The 21,657-nt window shown below is 55.9% G+C and carries 17 protein-coding genes; 7 read left to right on the top strand and 10 right to left on the bottom strand.

The genetic code is table 11. The features are described 5' to 3' along the window. Positions 1-67: 67 nt before the first annotated feature. Positions 68-799, bottom strand: a complete 732-nt coding sequence (locus PHACT_RS11650; RefSeq protein WP_070117921.1) for a DUF481 domain-containing protein — start codon at positions 797-799, stop codon at positions 68-70. A gap of 211 nt (positions 800-1,010) precedes the next feature. Here PHACT_RS11650 and PHACT_RS11645 point away from each other — a divergent pair, with 211 nt between their 5' ends. Further along, positions 1,011-1,508, top strand: a complete 498-nt coding sequence (locus tag PHACT_RS11645) for a SixA phosphatase family protein (protein WP_070117920.1) — start codon at positions 1,011-1,013, stop codon at positions 1,506-1,508. A gap of 142 nt (positions 1,509-1,650) precedes the next feature. After that, positions 1,651-2,463 (top strand): ChaN family lipoprotein, encoded by an 813-nt coding sequence (locus PHACT_RS11640; protein WP_070117919.1) that lies wholly within the window; start codon positions 1,651-1,653, stop codon positions 2,461-2,463. A gap of 29 nt (positions 2,464-2,492) precedes the next feature. On the opposite strand, the gene PHACT_RS11635 is transcribed toward PHACT_RS11640, so the two are convergent. Then, entirely contained in the window at positions 2,493-3,263 is a 771-nt protein-coding gene (locus PHACT_RS11635; protein ID WP_070117918.1) for a DUF4159 domain-containing protein, read from the bottom strand. 119 nt (positions 3,264-3,382) lie between these two features. Between PHACT_RS11635 and PHACT_RS11630 the strand changes: the two genes are divergently transcribed. Continuing rightward, on the top strand, positions 3,383-5,719 hold the full coding sequence (locus PHACT_RS11630; protein ID WP_139141520.1) for a DUF6351 family protein: 2,337 nt from the start codon (positions 3,383-3,385) through the stop codon (positions 5,717-5,719). Between the two features lie 34 nt (positions 5,720-5,753). Here PHACT_RS11630 and PHACT_RS11625 read toward each other — a convergent pair whose 3' ends face one another. Beyond that, positions 5,754-7,697 (bottom strand): TRAP transporter permease, encoded by a 1,944-nt coding sequence (locus PHACT_RS11625; RefSeq protein ID WP_070117917.1) that lies wholly within the window; start codon positions 7,695-7,697, stop codon positions 5,754-5,756. Then, positions 7,697-8,887, bottom strand: a complete 1,191-nt coding sequence (locus tag PHACT_RS11620; protein WP_245730714.1) for a TAXI family TRAP transporter solute-binding subunit — start codon at positions 8,885-8,887, stop codon at positions 7,697-7,699. The genes PHACT_RS11625 and PHACT_RS11620 overlap by 1 nt, the downstream gene beginning before the upstream one ends. A gap of 180 nt (positions 8,888-9,067) precedes the next feature. On the opposite strand from PHACT_RS11620, the gene PHACT_RS11615 reads away from it, so the two are divergent. After that, positions 9,068-9,331: a MoaD/ThiS family protein gene (locus PHACT_RS11615; RefSeq protein ID WP_070117916.1), complete on the top strand. Its 264-nt coding sequence runs from the start codon at positions 9,068-9,070 to the stop codon at positions 9,329-9,331. A gap of 189 nt (positions 9,332-9,520) precedes the next feature. Here PHACT_RS11615 and PHACT_RS11610 read toward each other — a convergent pair whose 3' ends face one another. Together PHACT_RS11610 and PHACT_RS11605 are read right to left on the bottom strand one after the other, a co-directional pair. After that, positions 9,521-9,892 carry a hypothetical protein gene (locus tag PHACT_RS11610; protein ID WP_070117915.1) on the bottom strand — a complete coding sequence of 124 codons (372 nt, stop codon included), beginning with the start codon at positions 9,890-9,892 and terminating at the stop codon, positions 9,521-9,523. Between the two features lie 252 nt (positions 9,893-10,144). Beyond that, positions 10,145-11,323 carry an iron-containing alcohol dehydrogenase gene (locus PHACT_RS11605; protein WP_070117914.1) on the bottom strand — a complete coding sequence of 393 codons (1,179 nt, stop codon included), beginning with the start codon at positions 11,321-11,323 and terminating at the stop codon, positions 10,145-10,147. Between the two features lie 140 nt (positions 11,324-11,463). On the opposite strand from PHACT_RS11605, the gene PHACT_RS11600 reads away from it, so the two are divergent. Together PHACT_RS11600 and PHACT_RS11595 are read left to right on the top strand one after the other, a co-directional pair. Beyond that, positions 11,464-11,961 carry a (2Fe-2S)-binding protein gene (locus PHACT_RS11600; protein ID WP_070117913.1) on the top strand — a complete coding sequence of 166 codons (498 nt, stop codon included), beginning with the start codon at positions 11,464-11,466 and terminating at the stop codon, positions 11,959-11,961. Then, positions 11,958-14,192, top strand: a complete 2,235-nt coding sequence (locus tag PHACT_RS11595) for a xanthine dehydrogenase family protein molybdopterin-binding subunit (protein ID WP_070117912.1) — start codon at positions 11,958-11,960, stop codon at positions 14,190-14,192. Before PHACT_RS11600 ends, PHACT_RS11595 begins: the two co-directional genes overlap by 4 nt. A 64-nt stretch (positions 14,193-14,256) precedes the next feature. Here PHACT_RS11595 and PHACT_RS11590 read toward each other — a convergent pair whose 3' ends face one another. After that, entirely contained in the window at positions 14,257-16,245 is a 1,989-nt protein-coding gene (locus PHACT_RS11590) for a hypothetical protein (protein ID WP_139141518.1), read from the bottom strand. Positions 16,246-16,389: 144 nt separating this feature from the next. Then, on the bottom strand, positions 16,390-17,292 hold the full coding sequence (locus PHACT_RS11585; protein ID WP_070117910.1) for a hydrogen peroxide-inducible genes activator: 903 nt from the start codon (positions 17,290-17,292) through the stop codon (positions 16,390-16,392). 393 nt (positions 17,293-17,685) lie between these two features. Here PHACT_RS11585 and PHACT_RS11580 point away from each other — a divergent pair, with 393 nt between their 5' ends. Next, on the top strand, positions 17,686-18,141 hold the full coding sequence (locus PHACT_RS11580; protein ID WP_139141517.1) for a hypothetical protein: 456 nt from the start codon (positions 17,686-17,688) through the stop codon (positions 18,139-18,141). A 68-nt stretch (positions 18,142-18,209) separates the two neighbouring features. Here the strand turns inward: PHACT_RS11580 and PHACT_RS11575 are convergent, their stop codons facing one another. Together PHACT_RS11575 and PHACT_RS11570 are read right to left on the bottom strand one after the other, a co-directional pair. Continuing rightward, positions 18,210-18,797, bottom strand: a complete 588-nt coding sequence (locus tag PHACT_RS11575; protein WP_070117908.1) for an ATP-dependent Clp protease proteolytic subunit — start codon at positions 18,795-18,797, stop codon at positions 18,210-18,212. A 90-nt stretch (positions 18,798-18,887) separates the two neighbouring features. Beyond that, positions 18,888-21,395: an efflux RND transporter permease subunit gene (locus tag PHACT_RS11570; protein WP_070117907.1), complete on the bottom strand. Its 2,508-nt coding sequence runs from the start codon at positions 21,393-21,395 to the stop codon at positions 18,888-18,890. Positions 21,396-21,657: the final 262 nt, after the last annotated feature.

Raw genomic sequence — 21,657 nt, 5'->3', positions numbered from 1 at the left:
CCTCATTATGGAATAACTGTATAAATTATTGAAAGAATTCAGCTCGAACGTTACCCGCGCTTTTTTATCAGAACCGCAGCAACAGTGTAATCGATGCTTCTGTGTCGGTCTTTTCACGTCCTGCTGGAACTTCCGTCTGGTGCTTCACATTGATGGTGAATTTCATCGACAGACTTTCCATGATATCAGTCTCGATCGATGACTCCGAACGACCAATGCTTGACCGCTCACCAGCGTCCACACTCAGGATCTGATTAAAACGGGCCGTGTCAGAAATATCCCAGCTGTAGTCGGTCGACAGTCGGATAATTGCTTCCTCAAAGTCATCACCGCCGGCTGCCTCTGCACGAGAGACCCGAACACCCGCACCGACCGTGTAGCGTAGCGACATATTGTCGATATCGCGCAAAACTACCTGACCATAACTTACGGATGCGTCTGTCTGGCCCTCGTAACCGCTAAAGCGGTCATCTTCGTGAGCCACCCGGCCTTGTACGAATGTGTCCGGGTCGAAGTTGTACATCGCACTGCCCACCGTATAGAGCCTCTGAGCTGCCAGTTCATCGTCCTTGGAGGAACGAAACCCGTCCATGGAGAAGCGGTAGGACCAATCATCCCGAATAGCATCAAAGCGACCGCGAAACCGGATATTTTCGTCATTGGTATTGCCGGAAGTGAAAATGGCACCCAGCTCCAGCTCGGTCGCCAGATCCCACTCCTGTGCAGACAACTGCGTACTGGCCGATACGGCACCCAATAGAAAAACGGAAGTTAACAGACGTTTTAGCGGTGGCAACATTCAACACTCCTTGCGTGTGAGTTGTGGTGATTACAGCGAAAGAGCTTCAGACTCGCCCGACAAGACCTGAATTCTGAGCAATTACGCCACTAAAGTCCAGCACCGATCCGGACCTGCGGGAAGCCGGGTCGTGGTATGTTTCCCGGCACTTTGCAGGTACAATGAGTTGTCCTTGGCAGGGCCACCCGTAATAACTAGAGACAAATAGATCATGAAGACATTGATTCTGGTTAGACACGCTAAATCAAGCTGGAATGATCAGGCCCAGCGTGACATTGATCGCCCACTGAACGAGCGTGGCCGCCATGATGCTCCCCTGATGGCAGATAACCTGGACAAACGCGGCACACACCCGCAACGCATCCTGTGCAGCCCGGCACTAAGAACGGCCTCAACGGCAGAAATCTTTGCCAATCATCTGTCTATCCCCAAAGAGCTGATTCATCTTGAGCGCCAGATATACCTGGCGGGCAGTGCACATTTGTTGCAACTGATCCGCAATCAGGATGACAAGCTGGATTCAGTCATGCTGGTCGGGCATAACCCGGCGCTGACAGATCTTTTTAACGACCTCTGCGGTGAAGCAACACTGGATAACATGCCCACGTGTTGTGTCGCAGAGCTGAGCCTGCCGATCACGCAATGGTCTGATCTGCTCATCGGTCAGGCGGAGCTGAAGTACATTGATTACCCGAAGAAGATCATTTGAGATACGACTACTGTCGGCCCTGCTACTGACACTGCTGTGCCTCGGCTGCACCTCGCCCGCTACGCCAGGTTCTGGTCAAAGCGCCGCGAGATTGCAAAGCCCCGCGAACTGGCAAAGCCCCCTGCACCAGGATCATGCCCTCGTGGGCAAAATCTGGCTGCCTGCAGAAAACCAGTTCATTTCGCGCGACGGGCTGCTTTTGCGACTGGCTTCTCACCCTTTGCTGCTTCTGGGTGAGAAGCACGACAACCCGGATCACCATCGCCTGCGCCTGGAATTGCTGAAGGATCTGATCTCACCCGATAGCAACAGTCTGCTGGTGCTTGAGATGATGACGCGCGACCAACAACCCGCCATTGAAAGGCTTACCGGAACAAGTCTGCCCACCGAGTCCGACTCACTGGTCAGCCAGCTGGCCTGGGACACTGACGGCTGGCCCTGGCAGTTTTATGGCCCCGCCGTGATGCTGGCATTTGAGCGCGACGTACAGCTACGCGCGGGCAATATCAACACTGGCGACGTCATGCAGATCTATCAGGATGACACGCCGCACAACTCGCAGCCATTGAACACTGAGCAGATCGCCCAGCTCGAGCGCGATATCGACAGCAGCCACTGCGGCATGTTGCCGTCGAGCCAGTTTCCGGCCATGGTTCGCGTACAGCAGACCAGAGATCAACAAATGAGCACCGCGCTGCTGCCCGGGGATGACGTGTTTGACCAGCGTATTCTGCTGGCAGGCAACTATCATATTCGCCACGATCTGGGCGTGCCCAACTATCTGAGCCAGCGACCTCTGAGCGTTGCCTTCCTGGAAGTAGACCCGGAATATACGGCACCGGCGCCGTATTCGCAGGCCTTCTCGGAGACCCTGCCTTACGATGTCATCTGGTTCACGCCCGCCCTGAGACAGAATGATTACTGCGCTGACATGAGAGCCACGCAGGCACGGTAGCGTTTCCGCGCCATCAATCCACCCATGCGTCAATGCGTCATTGAGTAGATCAGGTAGTTGATACCAAGCTGATAGGCGGTGTTGGCAAACTGGGTTGGGTAGCGGGGATGATAGGTATGCTCCCAGCCATCACCCATGTCGGTATTCCAGTTGATCAGCACCATGATCCGGCCACTGTCATCCAGAATCGCGTGCACAGACGCCTGATCTATATCGCGCTCGGGCACATTGTCCGCATTGCCCAGAGCAGGCACCATCTGAGGGCCATCGGTATCGTAGTACAAGCGGAAGATTTCATGATCCGGGGGCAGTTGTATCATTTCGCGCTCCGGGAAAATATTGCTGAAGGAGCTGGCAAAAGCATCCCATTCGCGCGTGCCCCAGAAATCGTCAATCAACAGAAAACCGCCTCGCAGCAGGTATTCCCGCAAATTGGCGATCTCCGGCGGAGAGAAATACGGCCCGCCGTTACGTCCCATTTCGAGCGCATAGATAAAAGGGTATTCGAAGATTCGTTCATCATCAAGGCGCAATACGATGGGATCTGGCATGACCCTGACGTGACTCAACCGCGACACACCACGCAGAAAATTGCGGTCGGCGTCGGGAAAGTCCACAGACCAGGGGCCGTATCCGAAACCACCACGAAAATAGGAGTCATACTGCAATCGCACAAAGGCAAATTCACCGGCCAGATCGTCCTCGGTGTTGGCGCTCAGCGGGATCGCGGGCAGCGCCATCAACAGCGCTACCGCTAAACAGAACCGTCGCGAACGAGAACAAAAACCAACACTGACCATGACTACACCTGTAACGATGGGGGGACTCAGTCGATTGCAGGCCGGATGCCCGCAAGCCAAGTTTGGTGTAAGCTGCAGCAGAATTCAACAGCTAAACGCAGAATAGCGGAGCTCATGTCATGAACGCAAAAATAACAACAACACGTCCTCTTTCTTGCCAATCGCAACCCAGATCACATCGCCACACTGCCCGGTCTGCCGCCGGAGGCCTGACTCTGTTGCTGGCAGTGGCCATCAGTGCATGCTCCGGATCGAACGAAAGCGATCCCGTGTCAACGCTTCCGATGGTCAACAGGCTCAGTGTCGAAGTGGTTTCCAGCCAACCGCACCTGGTCACGGGAGGCAGCGCACTGATCGCTGTGCAACATGACGCTGACGACGATATGTCCCCTCGACTCAGATTGAACGATAGCCCTGTCGAGCTGCCCGCCGACACCGAGACCATCACTGATGAGGCAGGCACCACCACCCGATTCCTGCTCACTGGTCTGAGCGAAGGCAACAACAACCTTGAGGTCGACATCGGGCAGTCAAGTGCCAGCCTCACGCTGACCAACTACCCCGGTTCCGGGCCGGTCATATCCGGCCCCCGCCAACAGCCTTACCTTTGCCTGGATTCGCTTGCTGAGCGGGTCAATGGAGAGGGCAATAGAGAGGGCGATAGAGAGCCAAGACGCTTCGCCATCGGCAATGGCGAATTCCTCGACACAACGCAACAGGACGCCGATTGCTCTCTGCCCACACGGTTTGATTATGTCTACCGCAGCACCGGCGAGGAGGGCTTTTTGCCGCTGCCCGATGACAACACGGTTCCCGCCAATGTACTGATGACCCAAACCAGCAACGGTGCCGAGGTGCCATTTATTGTCCGCCTGGAGACCGGGACGCTGAACCGCGCCATCTACCAGATTGCCATGTTACATGACCCTGCCACGCCCGCACCGTCGGCCCTGACCCCCAATCAGGGCTGGAATCAGCGCCTGCTTTACACCTTCGGAGGTGGTTGCGAGGCAGGCTATTTTCAGGGCACGGGGACCGGTGGCGTATTACGCGAATCCGTGTTGGCGCAAGGCTACGCAATTGCCTCGTCAACGCTCAACGTCAATGCCCAGGGCGGTTGCAATGATGTCGTCTCCGCAGAAACAGCCATGATGGTGAAGGAACACGTCACCAAGTACTACGGCGAGCCCGTGCATACGATCGGCAGCGGCGGCTCTGGCGGTGCCATGCAGCAACTCCTTATTGCCGGTGCCTACCCGGGCATTCTGGACGGCCTGCTGGTTGGCCTGACATTTTCTGATGCCGTTACCTATTTTACTGACGCGCAGGAGTGTTCAGGCCCCTGGCGCAACTATGCAAATGCGCCCGCCAACAACCTGGATGAGGACACCCGAACCGCCATTGGTGGCTGGCCCAACTGGTACCTGTGTGACCAATCGCTTGGCAGCCGCCCGGATCGCATATCACCGTTTGATTGTCCGTCAGAAATTCCGCCAGGCATGGAGTACCATCCGCAAACCAATCCGACTGGCATCCGATGTTCTATCTATGACGGCATGCGTAATGTGTTTGGCGAACGTCCTCACCCCGACCCTGCCATCAGCCGTAGCGTCGCACGCAGCCCGCATGACAATGTCGGAGTGCAATATGGTCTGGTTGCCCTGAACGAAGGCCTGATCGACAAAACGCAGTTTCTCGACATCAACCAGAACTTTGGCGGCTGGGACATTGACTACCAGCGCACTGACGCACGCACCCAGGGCGACCCGCAGGCAATTCGCGCCGCTTATGAAACCGGCCGCATCACCAACGGCGGCGCCGGTCTGTCCCGTGTGCCCATCATTGATGACCGCCCCTACCTTGACCATCAGGGTAATTTCCATGCCAGCATCTACTCCTTCACCACGCGTGCACGCTTGCAGCGCGACAATGGCCATGCCGACAATTATGTTATCCGCCGTCATCCGGCCGAGCTGTCGCTGGCGGATGAAAATCTCAGTCTGATGAACCAGTGGCTTGATGCAATCAAGGCGACTCGCGAAGAACTACCCATGCTGCAGCGAATCGTGCAGGCAAAACCGGAAGCATTGCGTGACGACTGCTTTACCGCTGAAGGTGAACGCATCGTGGAAGAAGCGACCTTTAACACAAGTCGCCTGTACGACAACACGGCAGGTCGCTGCAACCAGCTCTATCCACCGCATGCAGGCCTTCGTCTGGTCGCCGGAGGTCCGTTAACCAATGACGTCATGAAATGTCAGCTGAAAGCGATCGACTATGACGACTATCGGGTGACGTTTAATGACGAGGAAAAAGCCCGACTGAATGACATCTTCCCCGAGGGTGTCTGCGACTGGAGTCGCCCTGGTGTCGGCCAGGGCAGCAACCAGACCTGGCTGTCATTTGGCCCATCACCGGTCAACCGTTATGAGACCACTCAGGGCAGCAACGACTAGTACCAGCAACCAATACTGCTGGATACTTCCGGGACTAAGCGGGTACCGGTTCTGCCGGGCGGCGTGCAAGCACAACGCCCAGCAGAGCCATGGCGCCACCGGCAACAAGCAGCGCCATATCACCCACATCAAAACCAATCAGGTCCAGCCCCGGCAATGCCACCAGGCCTCCGCCCACGCCGGCCAGTAGTCGCCCCGCTTTGCCAGCCGCGCCACTGCGATCAAGAAAACCCAATCCTGGTAAATAGTCCTGCAAGGACCCGGCAATCAACAACACACCAACACCAACCGTTACGGTCGCCGACAAGGTATCCCAGAAACTGCCCGCCATGGTAAGCGCCGGATCAAGCACAAAAAAGAACGGGATAAAATAGATGACACTGCCCAGCCGCATGGCCTTGAAGCCGGTTGTCAGCGACGACGCGCCGGCAATACTGGCAGCGGCAAATGCGCCCAGCGCCACCGGAGGTGTAATAAACGACAGCATGCCCCAGTATAGAATGAACAGGTGTACACTCATCGGGTCCAGACCGCCCTGAATCAGCGCCGGCGCCAGAATGATGGCAAGGAAAATATAGGCGGCAGTCACCGTCATGCCAATGCCGAGCACAAAACTGGTCAACGCCCCCATCAGCAAGAGCAGCAACACCGAGTCACCGGCCAGGTACAACAGATCGTTAACCAGCGTACCTGAGAGCCCGGTCAGCGACAAAGCGCCCACAATCAGCCCAACACCCGCCATGATTGCCAGCAACTCCACCAGCAGTTTACCGGCAGCCACCAGGAACGCACCGGCGGCCCTGACGTCCCAGCGGTTGCGCGACAGTTGATTGAGCGCCAGCAACAGCCCTGTGGCGTAAAAGGGTGCAACCGCTTCTCGCTGCAGATACACCAGCAAGAAGATCAGCACGGCAAATGAGGCGATGTAAAACCAGCCCTCTCGCATGGTCGCAGCCAGACTGGGCAACTGTTCTCGCGGTGTGCCTTGCAGGCCGGTGCGCGCTGCATAGGCATCGACCTGGACAAACAGGCCGAAAAAGTACAACAACGCGGGTATTGCGGCCGCCAGTGCCACTGTGGTGTAAGGCACATTCAGAAAGGTCGCCATGACAAACGCTGTCGACCCCATGATGGGCGGCAACAACACGCCACCGGTTGACGCGCAGGCTTCGACGCCACCAGCATATTCACTGGACATACCATCGCGTTTCATCGCCGGGATGGTCATTTGCCCTGTGGTCAGCACATTGGTGATAACACTGCCACTCATGGAGCCCATCAGACCGCTGGAGACAATCGCCACTTTCGCCGAGCCGCCACGCACGTGACCGAACATGGCAAAAGCCAGATTGATAAAGAACCTGCCACCACCGGTATGCTGCAGAGCAATACCGAAAATGAGAAAGCCGATGACCAGTTGTGCAAACGCCCTGAACGGCAGCCCCAGAATACTTTCGATGCTCATGACATGGTAGGACGCGGTTTCGGCGACCGATGACGTCATGCCAGAGATCGGACCCGGCAGACGCTCTGCCACGATCGGATACAGGGAGAACACCAGCACCAGCACAAACAGAGTCAGGCCACCGCATCGCCGCACCGCCTCAAGCGCCAACGCCCATAACAGATAGCTCATCCACACGGCGTAGGTTGGTGCTGCGAACTCCCAGCCATAGTCCAGCATGGTTTCTGCATTAACGAAAAAGAATCCACAGACAGCAAAAGCGCCCGCGCCAAGCACAGCGTCATACCAGTAATGGGTTGCCCTGGCGTGCGCCGGATAAATCAGAAAAGCCAACGGCAGTAATAACGCAAGCAGTGCGTAGTAATAGTGATTTTGTACCGTAATGACAAAATCCATCAGCGGTGTTTCGGAAAACAGACGCAACGAATCCATCGCCAGGAATGCACTCAGCACCGCCGCGATGGCAACCAGCCAGCGCACCGGCGCAGGCATTGACGTGGGCGTACGCGGCATCAGTGCCAGACCGGATCGAACCCGGCCTCCTGCAATCGCTCTGCCCGCAGTTGTTGCCAGCGCGTCATGAAGGCATCGCGATCATCAATGCCTTCGCCTTCAACTTCCGCCCAGGCGTCGGCCAGCACCGCCTGACGCCGAATCAGCGACTGATTGTGCGCCTCATACTCATCGGTCCAGGCACCAATCTCACGCCAGTAACGGACCGCCCCTTCATGATAGGGCACTACCCAGTTAAAGACCTGGGATTCCAGCGCCCACCCGATGGCACCCGGGTCGGCATTTTTGAAATCATCAAAGTTTTCGTTGATCACCCGTGTCATCCAGTACACCGTCGCCTCGTCCTGGCTCTCCAGCGCAATCAGAATCGGATAGGGATAGGTTCCAGCCTGATGTGGCTCATCATCACTGATTCCGGCGCCCCGGGTGGCGTTGTATTGATTGAAATAGGGGCCAATTGCCAGCATACGCTGCCAGCAGGCCTCATCATCGTGGGGCGCCGGTAACCAGCGAATTCCCCGAGGCGACGCTTCCAGCCGGCGTGTCGGTCCGGACACAGTGGTGCCAAACGCGGCATCGACATCGCCATTAATGACGCCTTCCCACATAGCCTCATAGCCCGGAAAATCAACCCGTTCGACATCATCCCAGGTCAAACCGCCGCAAGCCAGATAGGCTTCCATTGAAACATTGAGGGCGGGCGCAGCGCGCACATACGGCACGCGTCGGCCTCTGAGCTCGGCAAAGCTGGTGACGCCAGTATCTGCGGCAACGGCAACTGCCTGATTACTCAGACCATTGGAGCTCATCAACAGTCGCAGGGGTTTGGGGCCCCATTGCGGGTCGGCAAACTGAAACATACCTTCCTGGGCAAAGTAGGTTGCCACACCGTTAGCGGAAAACTGCACCCGGCCGGTATCCAGCGGCAACAACCGGGATACATCATTCTGCCCCGGAATCACCCGCAGGGTAATATTGTAGCGATCACGTAACATGGCGCCGATGGCGACCGCCTGGTTGTAGCCGGTGGTACCCAGATTGTAGGCCGTCCACGCCATCTGACGCGGCAGTTCAGGTTGTTCGGACTGCCCGAAAGCTGACCCTGACAGACACATGGCCACAGCCAGGGTGGCTGAGGCCATCAATTTTCCACCAATCCGCGACGCCAATACCAGTTTGTTCAAACGCATTATTATTCTCCTGCCCGAAGCAAAAGCTGCGGGTGTCCGGCTGTTGCGTTCAGAGAGTATCAAGGTCGCTAAAAGAGTGGAAGGAATATGCCATACTTTGCGGTATCAGGTAGGCGCGTAACGATGATCTGAGACGATAATCAACGCCCGGTAAGATCAACACAGTTTCGAGGTGCCCCTATGGCCCGAGTTATCATGAACAGCTTCCTCAGGGACGCCCTTGGCGATGCCGGATCGACCCTGGACCCGGCCGGCAATCTGGAGATTCCTGTAACGTCAATGCGCGGTCTGTTTACAGCGTTGGATGCGGAATACCCGGGATGTCGCAACGCCCTGTCGTCTGCCGCGGTGGCCATTGATGGCGACATCTATACCGATGCACTGATAGAGCCACTGAACGAGACAAGTGAGGTGGTGTTTATCCCGGCGATTGAAGGCGGATGAGCGAGAATGCGCGGGACGCGGCGGTAGCAGGAGGTACGGAGGGTAGAAAACTCTGACGATAGAAAGCTCGGGGACGTGCGACTGACAGCACCGTCAGCTGCTTATGGCAGCCGCCGGCGCTCCCGTCTGGCTGATTCGACGCAATTGCAGGAGCAATACGCCGAATCTACCGGAGGTACTTTACAGACTTCACATACGTCGACCTGAGACCGGGATGGCACCGAAGTCAGTATTGAAGCTGCCGTTCAACTGATCGTCGATCACGGTACCGTTAAACACCAGTGTCATGGTCTGGCCCTGGGCATCAACGGTAGTGCTGAAGCTGACGGCTTCGCCATCAACTGAAACCGCGTCCAGCGGTGCGCCGCCCAGATCCTGTGACGACATTTCGCCAGTGAGGTCTTCATTGACAGTCAGGTTGGCATCCATCGCGCCGATCGGCGTATCAATCGTGATGACCCACCCGCCCACCAGTGGGTGCGGCTCAGACATATTTGCGCAGGCAGTAATGAACAGCGCCACGATGACACCCGTAATGAGTGAGCCAATTCTTGTTCGCATAGTGAAATCCCCTTCATGGTAATTTAAGTGTTGTATGATCTTTTACGTTATGCACAACCGTGTTTGGATATTCAGCTGTTGTGCATCCAGGCAGAACCCGGCAACTGTCCTGCGTGCCCGGACCGCCCGAGACTGACAGCGGCTGGAAGCTGGCCTACTTTGATATTGAATTGCGCTCAGGTCAACGGCTTTTTCGTTAAAGCACCCAAAAACTCTGACGAATTCATGTAACTTGCAAAAATTCGTCAGATTTCACCAGGCCAGTTGCAGGATCTCCATGACATCATCGGCTGAGGCTATCTTTCTTGGATTGGCTTTGACCACATTGTGCTGCGCTGCCGCTGCCGCAATAGCCGGCAACTGGTCGGCCGTCACACCTACTTCCCTCAAACTGACCGGCAGTTCCAGGCGTCGCAACCAGTCCCGCAAAAAATCTGCTGTATTGTTCTCATCGCAGCCCAGTGCGCGCCCTATTTGCTGCTGCCGCGCTGCATTCTCCGGCTCGTTCCAGCGCAGTACCGCCGGCAACATGACACAGGAAGTATAGCCATGAGGAACGCCGCACATGGCCCCCAGAATATAGCCGATGCCATGGCTGGCACCGTGCCTTATCCGCCCCAGACCCGTGCCGGCGAGCCAGGTTGCCTGCTGGTTGAGAGCACGGGCAGCGAGGTCGGCAGGGTTTGTTTTCATGGCAGGCAGTGATTCGGCGAACAATTTCACGGAATGCAGAAAGTGACCCTGCGCATACGCATGTGAATCCATCGAGCAATAGCCTTCGACAGCGTGATCCAGCGCCCTGATGGCGGTCGACAACCATAACCATGTCGGCGTATGTAATGTCAGCGCAGGGTCGTAAATAATCTGCCTGGGCGCCAAGCCAGGTGCCTTGTAGCCCTCTTTAGCACGTTTATCGCTATCAGTGACGCCTGCATTATTGCTGAACTCGGCTGCCGACAATGTCGTCGGCACCGCGATCTGGTAAACCGGAGACTGACGGCGCAGCACTGGCTCGGTGCCACACAGCGCCCCCCGCGAGCCATTGCTGAATTGAGCGAATTCCAGCAGTTCGGCCTCTTGCTCAATACCGGCATTCAGACAAAACTGGATCACCTTGCCGGCATCAATCATGGAACCCCCGCCGACCGTGAGGATGATATCTGCATCCACCGCACGCGCCTGGCTCAAGGCATTCAACACGTCCCGTCGTGGCGAGTGCGCGCCCATGACGTCAAAGACCGAGGCCAGACGATCGCCCAGAACCTGTCTCAGGTCGTCAACCAGCGACGTCTGGCGGGACAGAGTCCCAGACACCACCAAAAATACCCGCGCCTTGGGCAGCCCTGCCAGCTCGGCAGCCAGGGACTCCTGAACAGTAGCCCCCAGGCGCACCCGTTGCAGCCCGGTGTAGTCAAATATCAAAGGCTCCATCATGATTTCCCAGTTTATCGCTCCACGCAAGTTGGTATGTTAAAATTGAAGCCGTTCATGTTCTGCTATATGCTCTGCAATTAACGCTAACTGCCTTTAATTAACTCTGCTTATTCTGTGCACCCGGCTACGAGGTTGTCATGATCGAACTTACTATTAACGGAACCACCCGGCAACTGGATATTGAGCCGGAAATGCCCTTGCTCTGGGCGCTTCGCAATGAACTGGGGCTGACCGGCACCAAGTTTGGCTGTGGTATTGCCGCTTGCGGCGCCTGCACCGTTCATGTCAACGGCCAGCCCGTGCGCAGCTGCATGACGCCTGTCAGTGCCGTGCAAAACGGCCAGGTCACCACCATCGAGGGCCTTGCTGTTGATGCCACCGGCAACCGCGCCATAACAGCCGTACAACAGGCCTGGGTAGATCATCAGGTGCCACAATGTGGCTACTGCCAGTCGGGCATGATCATGGCTGTCAGTGCGCTGCTGGCCGACAATCCGAACCCGGATAAGGCAACTATTGAGCGCAGCGTCAGCAACGTCTGCCGATGTGGTACCTACCCTCGTGTCAGTAAGGCGATTCAGGCACTGATTGCCGAACAGGCCACGACCAATACGCCCCAGGGAGAAACCGCATGAAAATGAATCGACGCCGTTTTTTGCTGGGCACCACCGTCATTGGCGGCGGATTGCTCTTGGGTTACGCGGTAACTCGCCCAACACGTCAGTCTCTGGCCAACCGCGATCACGCGGAAGCCGGACAGACATTTTTGACTACCTGGCTGCGTATTGACCCTGACAACAAGGTCACGGTTGTGGTGCCACATTCAGAAATGGGTCAGGGCGTGCTGACATCGTTGCCGATGATGGCCGCTGACGAAATGGATGCCGACTGGAATCTGGTGCGGGTAGAACAGGCGCCGGCAACCGACCTGTTTGCCAATGGCGTGCTGATCAAGGGCTTTGCCATGTCCATGGGCCTGAACGTGCCCGCGTTTCTGGATCGCAGCGTCGATTTTGCAACGCTGAAAGCCGCCGAAATCATGAACATGCAGATCACCGGTGGCAGCAGTTCCGTGCGCTTTACCGGCGAGATGGGCATGCGTGCTGCCGGCGCTGCCGCCAGGCAGATGCTCCTTGAAGCCGCTGCCGGACAATGGAACGTTGATGCCAGCGAATGCGATGCCCGCAACAGTTTTGTTTATCACGAAGCCAGCGGTCGTTCTGCCAGTTTTGGCGAACTTGCCAGCGCCGCCTCTCAGTTAGAGCCGCCTCGTAACCCGACACTAAAAACGCCGGACCGCTTCACCCTGATGGGCACGCCCGTGCCGCGTGTTGATATTCCTGCCAAAGTCGATGGTACTGCCATGTATGGCATTGACGCCCGACCCGAAGGCCTGCTTTACGCAGCAGTGACCACGGCTCCGGTATTTGGCGGCAAGCTGGCCCGAGTCGATAATGTTGACGCTGTCATGCAGCGCCGTGGCGTAAAACGCGTCATTGAGCTTGAGGATGCCGTTGCCGTAGTCGCCGATAATTACTGGCGCGCCAGTGAAGCATTAAAACAGTTACAGCCAGTGTTCACCGACACCGACTTTGACGAAAGCAGCACACGTAACATTTTTGCCGAATTCGATGCAGCGCTGGATAACGGCGATCGCCATGAAGATGTGCACGCCGGTGAAGCGACCCAGGCTTTCGCCAGCGCGGCGGAAACAGTCACCGCGAATTATCGTGTACCGTATCTTGCGCACGCCGCCATGGAACCGATGAACTGTACCGTTCACTTTCATGACGACCGCTGTGATGTCTGGACCGGTACCCAGGATAATCTGGGCATTCGCGGACGCGTGGCGTCAGTCGCGGACATGGACGAGAATGCTGTCACCGTGCATCCGTTTTATCTGGGTGGTGGTTTCGGCCGTCGATTGCCACAATCAACCAATACCATTGATCAGGCAACCCGCATCGCCAGCTATTTTGATGTCCCGGTGCAGACCCTGTGGAGTCGGGAAGAAGATACCCGTCAGGATTATTACCGGCCTGCTGTCAGCAGCCGGTTCAGGGCCGCACTGGACAGTAATGGTCAGCTGACCGCTTGGGAAAACGTTTACATCGGCAAAAACGAGCCGGTGGAAGCGGCGCATATTGCCTATCAGGTGCCTAACCAGCAGATCGATTATGTGGAGTGCCCGACTCATGTGCCATTTGGCGCCTGGCGCAGCGTGGCGCATTCACAGCATTCGTTTTTTCTGGAATCGTTCACTGACGAACTGGCCTGGCATGCAAGGCAGGACCCGCTACAGTATCGGCTGGCGTTGCTGCAGGACAAACCACGTCACCGCCGCGTACTGGAACAGGCAGCCGCCAGTGCGGCCTGGACTACGCCTGTGCCAGCAGGTCGTGCCCGTGGTATCGCACTGCAGGAAAGTTTTGGCAGCATTGTGGCTGAAGTCGCAGAGGTATCACTGACCGAGGCCGGTGAAGTCCGGGTCGAAAAAGTTACCTGCGCCATCGATTGCGGTCGCGTGGTCAATCCGGACACGGCTGCTTCACAAGTTGAAAGCGGCATCATTTACGGCCTGACGGCGGCCATGTACGGTCAGATCAGTATCGAGAATGGTCGCGTCAAGGAAAGCAATTTCCACGACTACGAAATGTTGCGGCTGGCTGATTCGCCCGAGATTGAGGTGATTTTACTGGAGTCTGACGATGCGCCTGTCGGAGGGCTTGGTGAACCGGCCACACCACCGATTTCGGCTGCGGTTACCAATGCGCTTTATGCCTTGACGGGTCAGCGTGTACGTGAACTTCCGTTAAAGAACTACCGCTTCCTGCCACCTCCCACTGAGGCGGCGGAAACCGTCTGATCAGCCACTGACGCGCCGATAATGCAATGCCACCGGCACAGCCGGTGACATTGCATTATCGGCATCAGAATGCGTCGCGACTCAGCATGTTGCTCTGAACCATAAATGAACGGAACTCAGGATATTCCAGTCCCATGGTTTTGTTGCGATCCATGATCGTGAACGGCAGCGCCAGCTGCTGACGTGATTGCTCAGGCATTTCATCCAGAGCGATCTTGCCATCAATATTCACGTCCATGAAGCCCATCGCCAGTGCAGCCATGTAGTCATCCTCATTGATCTCATGGTCACTCTCGCTTGGCTCCTCGTACCGGAAGGAGATGCCGCCATAGAGCATTTCTTCCCAGGTCTGCTCGCCAAATCGGACGGTTACTGAAGGGTCCGGGTTGCTCAGGTTTGCTGTCGAGTTGTCATAGACTGTGCGATGAATGACAAAAGTACCGGCAGGCGCTTCAATAGGCTCCTGAAACTGGAAGTAACGCTGCCAGTTGAAATCGTAGTTCGGTACCGACAGCACAACTTCTTCCCGACCATCGGGATAACGAATGGTAAACTCGGAGGACCGGCCGCGATAATGCGCATGCGGGAACAGACTATAGATGACGGCATCGCGCTGAAACTGATAGTAGGCCGTTTCTTCATGTTCAGCCACACCCTGCGGAATTCGCAACTCGGGATTCACGATGGAGTAGTGCTGCAGTACATGCTCCGGCGCCTCATCGCGGAAATACAGGCCTATTCTGGTTTCGTCGCTGGTGGCACGACCATAGGTAGTGTAGTGCATCTGCGTATAGAACGACGAGCCAGCAGGCACATAAACCCCGGTATTCTCCGGATACTCATAGGTCTCATTGCCTGGCACAAATGTCATCAGTTGCGGCTGGAACAGTGACTCACTGGAGTTGGACTGCCCGGCCTCATTGGAGCTGGCGCCGAAGGTGGCAATCGCGTGGTGCACAACCTGCCTGTCACCTGGCGCAATCTGAATCGCACGCACCCAGACATCGCGATCTAGCGGGTTCTTGACTTCAAAAAACTGATAGTCAAGTGTGCCAGTGGCCGGAATATCAAATTTGGGCAATGTCACCACCAGGTCAGGCTCACCCAACTCCCACTGCTCGGCCTGCTCCACTACCGACATGAGTTTATCCTCACCTTCGCCGCGCGGGGCGCCGGCATCAATCCACGACACCAGCTGTCTGGCTTCATCAACGCTCAGACTGAGGTCATGCAGAAACTCGCCGATTTTCGGATCAGCATGCCAGGGCGGCATACGTTTGGTCAGTATGGTTTCGCGAATCATGGGGGAAAAGCCCTGTATCATCGCATGATTGGTCATGGCCCATGGACCGATGCCACCCGGTCGATGACAGTCGGCGCACTTTTCCACCAGCAACGGCGCGATTGTGTCGCTGTACATGGCGTCAGGCAACTCCGCTGCGGCGGCGTGTTGCGGCAGCAGCTCAGCGTCCGCGGGCATGGCCTGCTCGGTCAGAGCAACACTCTCATCCGCCAGCAGCGCCTGCAGGGTTGTCGAAAACGCGTCAGTAGCGGCAGGACCTCGATAGACGATCTGCCAGCGACCGGGTTCTATGATCAGCGTCTCTGCAGCATGATTCAGTGCCAGCGTCTCGGCAACGAGGCCAGCTTCGTCTTTTAAAACTGGCATATCCAATTCGTGCTGTTGGGTGTCCGCCAGAATGTCTGCCCGTGACTCACCCGGTGCCGGATTGATCAGTGCAAATACAACGCCCTGCTCTGACCACTGTTCGCTGATGTCGGCAATGGCGGCACTCACATGCGTTGAGCCGTTGCGGTGCCCCATCAGCACAATGGCAGGTACCTGCTCATGGTAATGCAGGTTGAACGCCTTGCCGTGCTGGTCAATCAGGGTGAAATCGGACGCCCGGGTTACCGGATCGTCGGGATTGTCAGCGGCTGCCGCCGTGCCGATCAGACCAACGCTCAGAAGGACCGCGACAGCAAACTGGGCATCAAACACGTTGCCTGAAACCGAGGCAAGGGTGCTGAGGATGCGTTGATGAATGCTCATGAAACATAACTCCAGATTCGACTTGTTACGAAATGACAGATTGTCAACAAGATACGCCGCCATTGAACCGCCGGTTCAACAGCAGGTCAACCAAATTCATCGCAGAGCAGCATCAACCCGTCTAAAAATCCGGTTACCCAGGCCTTAACCAGCCTGATAGTGTTGTTTGATGAAATTTCCCAGCATTGCAAATTCATCGCTTCGGGTACTGGCTTTGCGCCACACCAGACCAATCTGCCGATAGCTACTGCCATCCATTGCGATTGTTTTGATTTTGGTATTTTTTAGCAGGGGCGACTTCACGGCCATTTCCGGCAAGTAGGTAATGCCAAGGTCGGCATCGACCATCTGCACCAGCGTCAGCAGACTGGTCGCGGTTATGCTGCTGACTTTGTCTGCATTTCTGATATTGCAGGCAGACAGCGCATGGTCACGCAGGCAGTGGCCATCTTCCAGCAGGAGAATGCTATCAGTGGGCAGAGTGTTGGTATTGTAATGCTCCGGATCAACAAAGTTGCTGTGCTGATGGTGCGCCAGAAAAAAATGATCATCGAACAAAGGCATATCTGTCACGTTACGCAGCTCGTAAGGCAGCGCCACCAGAATCAGATCCAGTTCGCCATCCATGAGCCGGTCATACACCCGGTCAGTCAGATCTTCTTTCAGGTACAGTTTTAGTTCAGGGTAGGATTTGCGCAATGCCGGTAAAAGCCTGGGCAGCAGGAATGGCGCAATTGTGGGGATGACGCCCAGCTTAAGCTGACCTGTTAACGGTGCCTGATTGCCTCTGGCAATATCAACCATGTCCTCCAGATCGCGCAATACCACTCTGGCCTGGCGAGCAATGTCGCGGCCCAGACTGGTGACAGTGACATTCTTGTTGGTGCGATCCACCAGCTGGATATTGAGCATATTCTCCAGTTCTTTGATGGCAACGCTGAAGGCCGGTTGTGACACAAAACATGACTCAGCGGCTTTACCAAAATGCTCGTGATGCTCCAGGGCCACAAAATAGCGCAGCTGCTTGGTTGTAGGCAGATGGTTCATGACAGTTCCTCGCGACAACGGTCGACCTCGCCGTCAAGACAGTCTCCCGTGATACATTATCCATATCACTGTAATACATTTAATGCATTTTATCTATTCATGCCGTTGTTCTACCATGACTGACATTGCGATCAACGACACTTCAATGCTGCTCGCAGGAAGGTAATTGCAACTGATGGATGAATGCCAGTTGTACGCTCCCTCTTGACCGGAACGATCCCCAAAGATCGTTCCGGTTTTTTTTTACCCAGCCATTGGCAACAGTAGCAGACACCTCGCTCGCGCCTGACCTGTTGTCGCCGTCCGGCAACGGCGCAGCACTTTTAGCATACGCAGAAATAGCTGCTATACTCGTGGCTTCCATCGGCGGACTGCGACAGGACCCAGTAGCAAATGACCGATTCCAGATTACTCACTCCAGTCACAGAGCGGACAGGCGCCGCTGCCAGAGCGTCCGTGCCAGGAATGCTGGCTGCGTTGACGCTGGCAGTCTGTGCCAGCAACCCGGCCACGGCGGACGAGCTCAGCGACCCCGATATCTGGCAGGGCGAGTGGCAGGTGCAGGATACGGATTTCACATTGCGGGTATTGCCGTCAGGAACAATCTTCAGGGTCGAACCAATGCGACCGGCGGGCATCGAATGGCATGCGGGTGAGGGTATGATCAATGGCAGCAGTGGTACCATTGAAGTCAGTTATCAGGGTGTTGTTGCTCAGGTAATGGTACAACTGACCAGCCCGGAATCAGCGATCGTGCGATCGATGTCCTGCCAGCCGGATTATCATGTGGTCTGCACACTGGTACGCAATCAACAGGCCAGGTTCATCAAGTTAAATACCTCAAACTGAGTCCTTCAAACCGGGTCCGCCTGACTGACCTTGCCGCACCGCCTGATGGCAGTGCGGCTCAAGCCAATTTATTTTATGTCCGACATGGAACGAATCTGCTTGCCGACGATGCCATATTCAATCGCCTCATCGACCGTCATCCAGTAATCGCGGTCAGTGTCATTGGCCACACGTTCCAGCGGCTGCCCGGTTTCATCAGCGATCAATTTGTTGATTCGGGCACGCATTTTAATGATCTGTTCAGCCTGGATCTTGATGTCTGACGCGCTGCCACGTGATCCACCCATGGGCTGGTGCACCAAAAAGCGGGTATTGGGCAGTGCAAATCGGTGTTCCTTCTTGGCGCCCAGATAGATGGTGGTCGCCGCGCTGGCAACCCAGCCTGTGCCCACCACGTGAACATCAGGTTCGATGAACTTGATGATGTCATAGACCACATCGCCCGACTCCACATGCCCACCAGGTGAGCTTATATACAGCGTAATGGGGTCATTGCTGTCCGCGGCCAGCGCCAGCAAACGCTCGGTGATATTGCGAGCCAGACGGTCATTGATTTCACCAAAAATGGTCAGCGCACGCGCCTTGAACAGCTTCTCGTCAAGCAGCCGGCTGGATGGCTGCGCTGGCGCTTCGTTGGCGGACGACATTATCTGCATATTCTATACTCTCCAAAAATCGGCAAAAACCGGCGTCATGGCCTGCCCGCAACCTGCAGGCAGGGCCATAAAAATTCATTAACAACAGGGCTATTGTACCACGCCCGAGCTTTGCGAAGCCCCGGGGTGAGACTCTTCACCCAGCGGCTTGAAAGCGATCAGCAACTGCGGCAGCAATGTCAACGCACCCAGCAGCGCAACCAGCATGGCGATGCTGGTCAGCAGACCAAACACCATGGTGGGAATAAAATTCGACAGCACCAGAATCGAGAAGCCTGCCACAATGGTCAATGATGTGAAATACATCGCCCTGGCAATACTGCTGTGACAGTAGTACATGGTCTGCCGATAATCACCGATGCGATTGAATTCACGCCGGAACCGGTGCATGTAGTGAATGGTGTTATCAACACCTATGCCAATGGAGATCGCAGCAATGGTGATTGTCATGATGTCCAGCGGAATTGCCAGCCAGCCCATGATACCCAGCACCAGCGCCGCTGCGATGATGTTCGGAACTATACAGATGGCAGCAATCTTCAGCGACCGGAACAGGACCAGGAACATCAGCATGATGGCAGCAAGCACCACACCCAGCGTGAGGATCTGGGACTGATACAGGCTCTGCAGAACATTGTTGTACAGTACCAGTGTGCCGGTGACCCGCACCTGCTCCGGTGCCAGGTCAAAATTTTCCTGCATGCCGGTACGGACTTCCTCGATCAATTGATTGCGATTGAGGTTGGGGTCGGATTCGATGACCCGGACATTAAAACGGATCTCGTTTTCCTCAATGGCAATGAATGGCGTCAATACTGTTGAGCGCAGCGTCTCCGGCAACATGGTGTACAGCAGCGCCCACAGGAAACTGTCAACTTCGCCGCCATTAAGCTCTTCAGCCAGTTGCACCACAGCGCCAAAAGACAGGACCTTGCCGGTTTGTGGGTGCGAGTCCAGAAACTCATGCATGCGCTCTATGCGATTCATCTTGTCTGCGGTAAACCAGTAAGGGTCGTTACTGCCAGCGGCTTCCTCTTCGCCAAACCCATCGTCAAAACCGTCATCAAAGCCATCATCAGCATTGGCGCTGTCGTCCAGTTTCACCACCACGTCAAATGACAGTGTGCCGCCGAGCTTTTCGTCGAACAGTTTCATGCCCTGATAAATCTCGGTGTCTTCACTGAAATAGGAAATAAAACTATTCTCTACCTGAAGTCGCGCAATACCAATGGCACTGACAACAAACACCAGGGCATAAACCCACAACAGCTTGTTGCCGAGCCGGTCTGTGGTTTTCGCCAGCAGGGCCGTGAAACTGGCGCGCATGGCATTGGGCCGCTCACGCTTCTCGGCGGGCAGCAGCGTCATAAGCGCCGGGAACAGCAGAAAAACCACAATCAGCGCCGTCAGTACGCCCATGACCATGATCCAGCCAAATGAAATGATGGGAGAGATGCCGCTGACAACCAGTGAGCCAAACGCAACAATGGTGGTCAATGCGGTATACAGGCAGGGCAGGAACATGGCCCGCACCGCATGGCGAACAATTTTTTGCTGATTGCTGAAGCGACGGCTGGCGCGCAGCTCGCGATAACGCACCATCAGATGTACCGTCAGGGAAATGGTGATAATCAGCAACAGGGACATGAAGTTGGAAGAGACCACGGTCACCTTCCAGTCCATTATGCCAAGAATACCCACCACAATAATGCCTGCCACGGCACAGCAGGCCAGCGGCAACAGAACCCAGCGCAGGCGTCGGAATATCAGCCCCAGCGCGATGACAATAAAAGCGAAGACGCCCAGACTGAAGGTCGCCAGATCGTTCTGTACAAAGGTCACCAGATCATCAGCGATCATGGGCGCACCACCCAGATACAACTGCACTTCCTCGTCATATTGCGAAAGGATGTCACGAATGGCGGCGATGTCCTGATGGCGCAGTTCCGCAGCACGAGCGCTATAGGCATCAAACTGCTCGGAGACCTGCGCCAGCTCCTCTGCTTCTGTGTCACTGAGGCCTTCCGCATCGCGCTTGTTGCGCAATTCCGTGCGCCGGTTGATCAATTCTGTGTAACGGGTGTCGGCTTCGAAGCTCGCCAGCATCGCACCGGTGGTGCCGTCCGGACTGATCACGGCATTTCTGAAGACCGGGTTGGTGCGCACTTCTTCGCGCGCGGCTTCACGATCGACCTCCTCATCGAGGATGGTCAGGTAATCCTCAGAGATGCCGGTAAGCGGTGTGTCCCCGAAGATGGGTACATCAAGCAGGCTGTTGACTGACTCAATACGTTCCATCGCCAGCAGTTCGTCGCCAATCGCCGACATGATTGCCAGCGACTCATCGCTGAGCAGGTCCATGTTGCGTGGGGTAAATGCAATTGTCACTGAGTCAGTGGCACCGTAGCGCTGGCTGATCTCACGGGTGTACTCGAGCTCTTCGTCACCCTCCATCAGCAACGAGTCGGCCGACACATCCAGCCTGAAATCCTGGGCATACCAGCCGAAGCCAGCGACCGAGAGTAATAAAAGGGCGATCACCAGCCAGGGTCTGTCAAAGACCAGGGCACTGTACCAGCGCGAAAGTGTCAATCGCATAACGCATCCATCATTTGTGTAGAAATAAAGGCATAAAATAACGCTCCGAACTATACCCTGTTGACGCGCAAATTGTTATCTCACAAGGAGGCCGTCATAAAAAATGAGCCTGAAAGGCTCACCGACCGGGCGACGATGCATGGCGACTCCACCGATCAGGGTTTCCGATTACCGATTCCGGCCCTGGAGTCTCACAATTAGTCACAATCAGGGACTTGATAAGTCCGAGCAGAATTGGTCTAGTAATGGTATCGTTACGTAA

The sequence above is a fragment of the Pseudohongiella acticola genome (assembly GCF_001758195.1).
Lineage (GTDB): Bacteria > Pseudomonadota > Gammaproteobacteria > Pseudomonadales > Pseudohongiellaceae > Pseudohongiella > Pseudohongiella acticola.
This window is presented reverse-complemented; position numbering and strand designations above follow the sequence as displayed.

What these genes read in the sequence shown, in the direction of transcription:
- PHACT_RS11650 (WP_070117921.1), bottom strand. Translation starts at nt 799, where the DNA reads ATGTTGCCACCGCTAAAACGTCTGTTAACTTCCGTTTTTCTATTGGGT.
- PHACT_RS11645 (WP_070117920.1), top strand. Translation starts at nt 1,011, where the DNA reads ATGAAGACATTGATTCTGGTTAGACACGCTAAATCAAGCTGGAATGAT.
- PHACT_RS11635 (WP_070117918.1), bottom strand. Translation starts at nt 3,263, where the DNA reads ATGGTCAGTGTTGGTTTTTGTTCTCGTTCGCGACGGTTCTGTTTAGCG.
- PHACT_RS11630 (WP_139141520.1), top strand. Translation starts at nt 3,383, where the DNA reads ATGAACGCAAAAATAACAACAACACGTCCTCTTTCTTGCCAATCGCAA.
- PHACT_RS11625 (WP_070117917.1), bottom strand. Translation starts at nt 7,697, where the DNA reads ATGCCGCGTACGCCCACGTCAATGCCTGCGCCGGTGCGCTGGCTGGTT.
- PHACT_RS11620 (WP_245730714.1), bottom strand. Translation starts at nt 8,887, where the DNA reads ATGCGTTTGAACAAACTGGTATTGGCGTCGCGGATTGGTGGAAAATTG.
- PHACT_RS11615 (WP_070117916.1), top strand. Translation starts at nt 9,068, where the DNA reads ATGGCCCGAGTTATCATGAACAGCTTCCTCAGGGACGCCCTTGGCGAT.
- PHACT_RS11610 (WP_070117915.1), bottom strand. Translation starts at nt 9,892, where the DNA reads ATGCGAACAAGAATTGGCTCACTCATTACGGGTGTCATCGTGGCGCTG.
- PHACT_RS11605 (WP_070117914.1), bottom strand. Translation starts at nt 11,323, where the DNA reads ATGGAGCCTTTGATATTTGACTACACCGGGCTGCAACGGGTGCGCCTG.
- PHACT_RS11600 (WP_070117913.1), top strand. Translation starts at nt 11,464, where the DNA reads ATGATCGAACTTACTATTAACGGAACCACCCGGCAACTGGATATTGAG.
- PHACT_RS11595 (WP_070117912.1), top strand. Translation starts at nt 11,958, where the DNA reads ATGAAAATGAATCGACGCCGTTTTTTGCTGGGCACCACCGTCATTGGC.
- PHACT_RS11590 (WP_139141518.1), bottom strand. Translation starts at nt 16,245, where the DNA reads ATGAGCATTCATCAACGCATCCTCAGCACCCTTGCCTCGGTTTCAGGC.
- PHACT_RS11585 (WP_070117910.1), bottom strand. Translation starts at nt 17,292, where the DNA reads ATGAACCATCTGCCTACAACCAAGCAGCTGCGCTATTTTGTGGCCCTG.
- PHACT_RS11580 (WP_139141517.1), top strand. Translation starts at nt 17,686, where the DNA reads ATGACCGATTCCAGATTACTCACTCCAGTCACAGAGCGGACAGGCGCC.
- PHACT_RS11575 (WP_070117908.1), bottom strand. Translation starts at nt 18,797, where the DNA reads ATGCAGATAATGTCGTCCGCCAACGAAGCGCCAGCGCAGCCATCCAGC.
- PHACT_RS11570 (WP_070117907.1), bottom strand. Translation starts at nt 21,395, where the DNA reads ATGCGATTGACACTTTCGCGCTGGTACAGTGCCCTGGTCTTTGACAGA.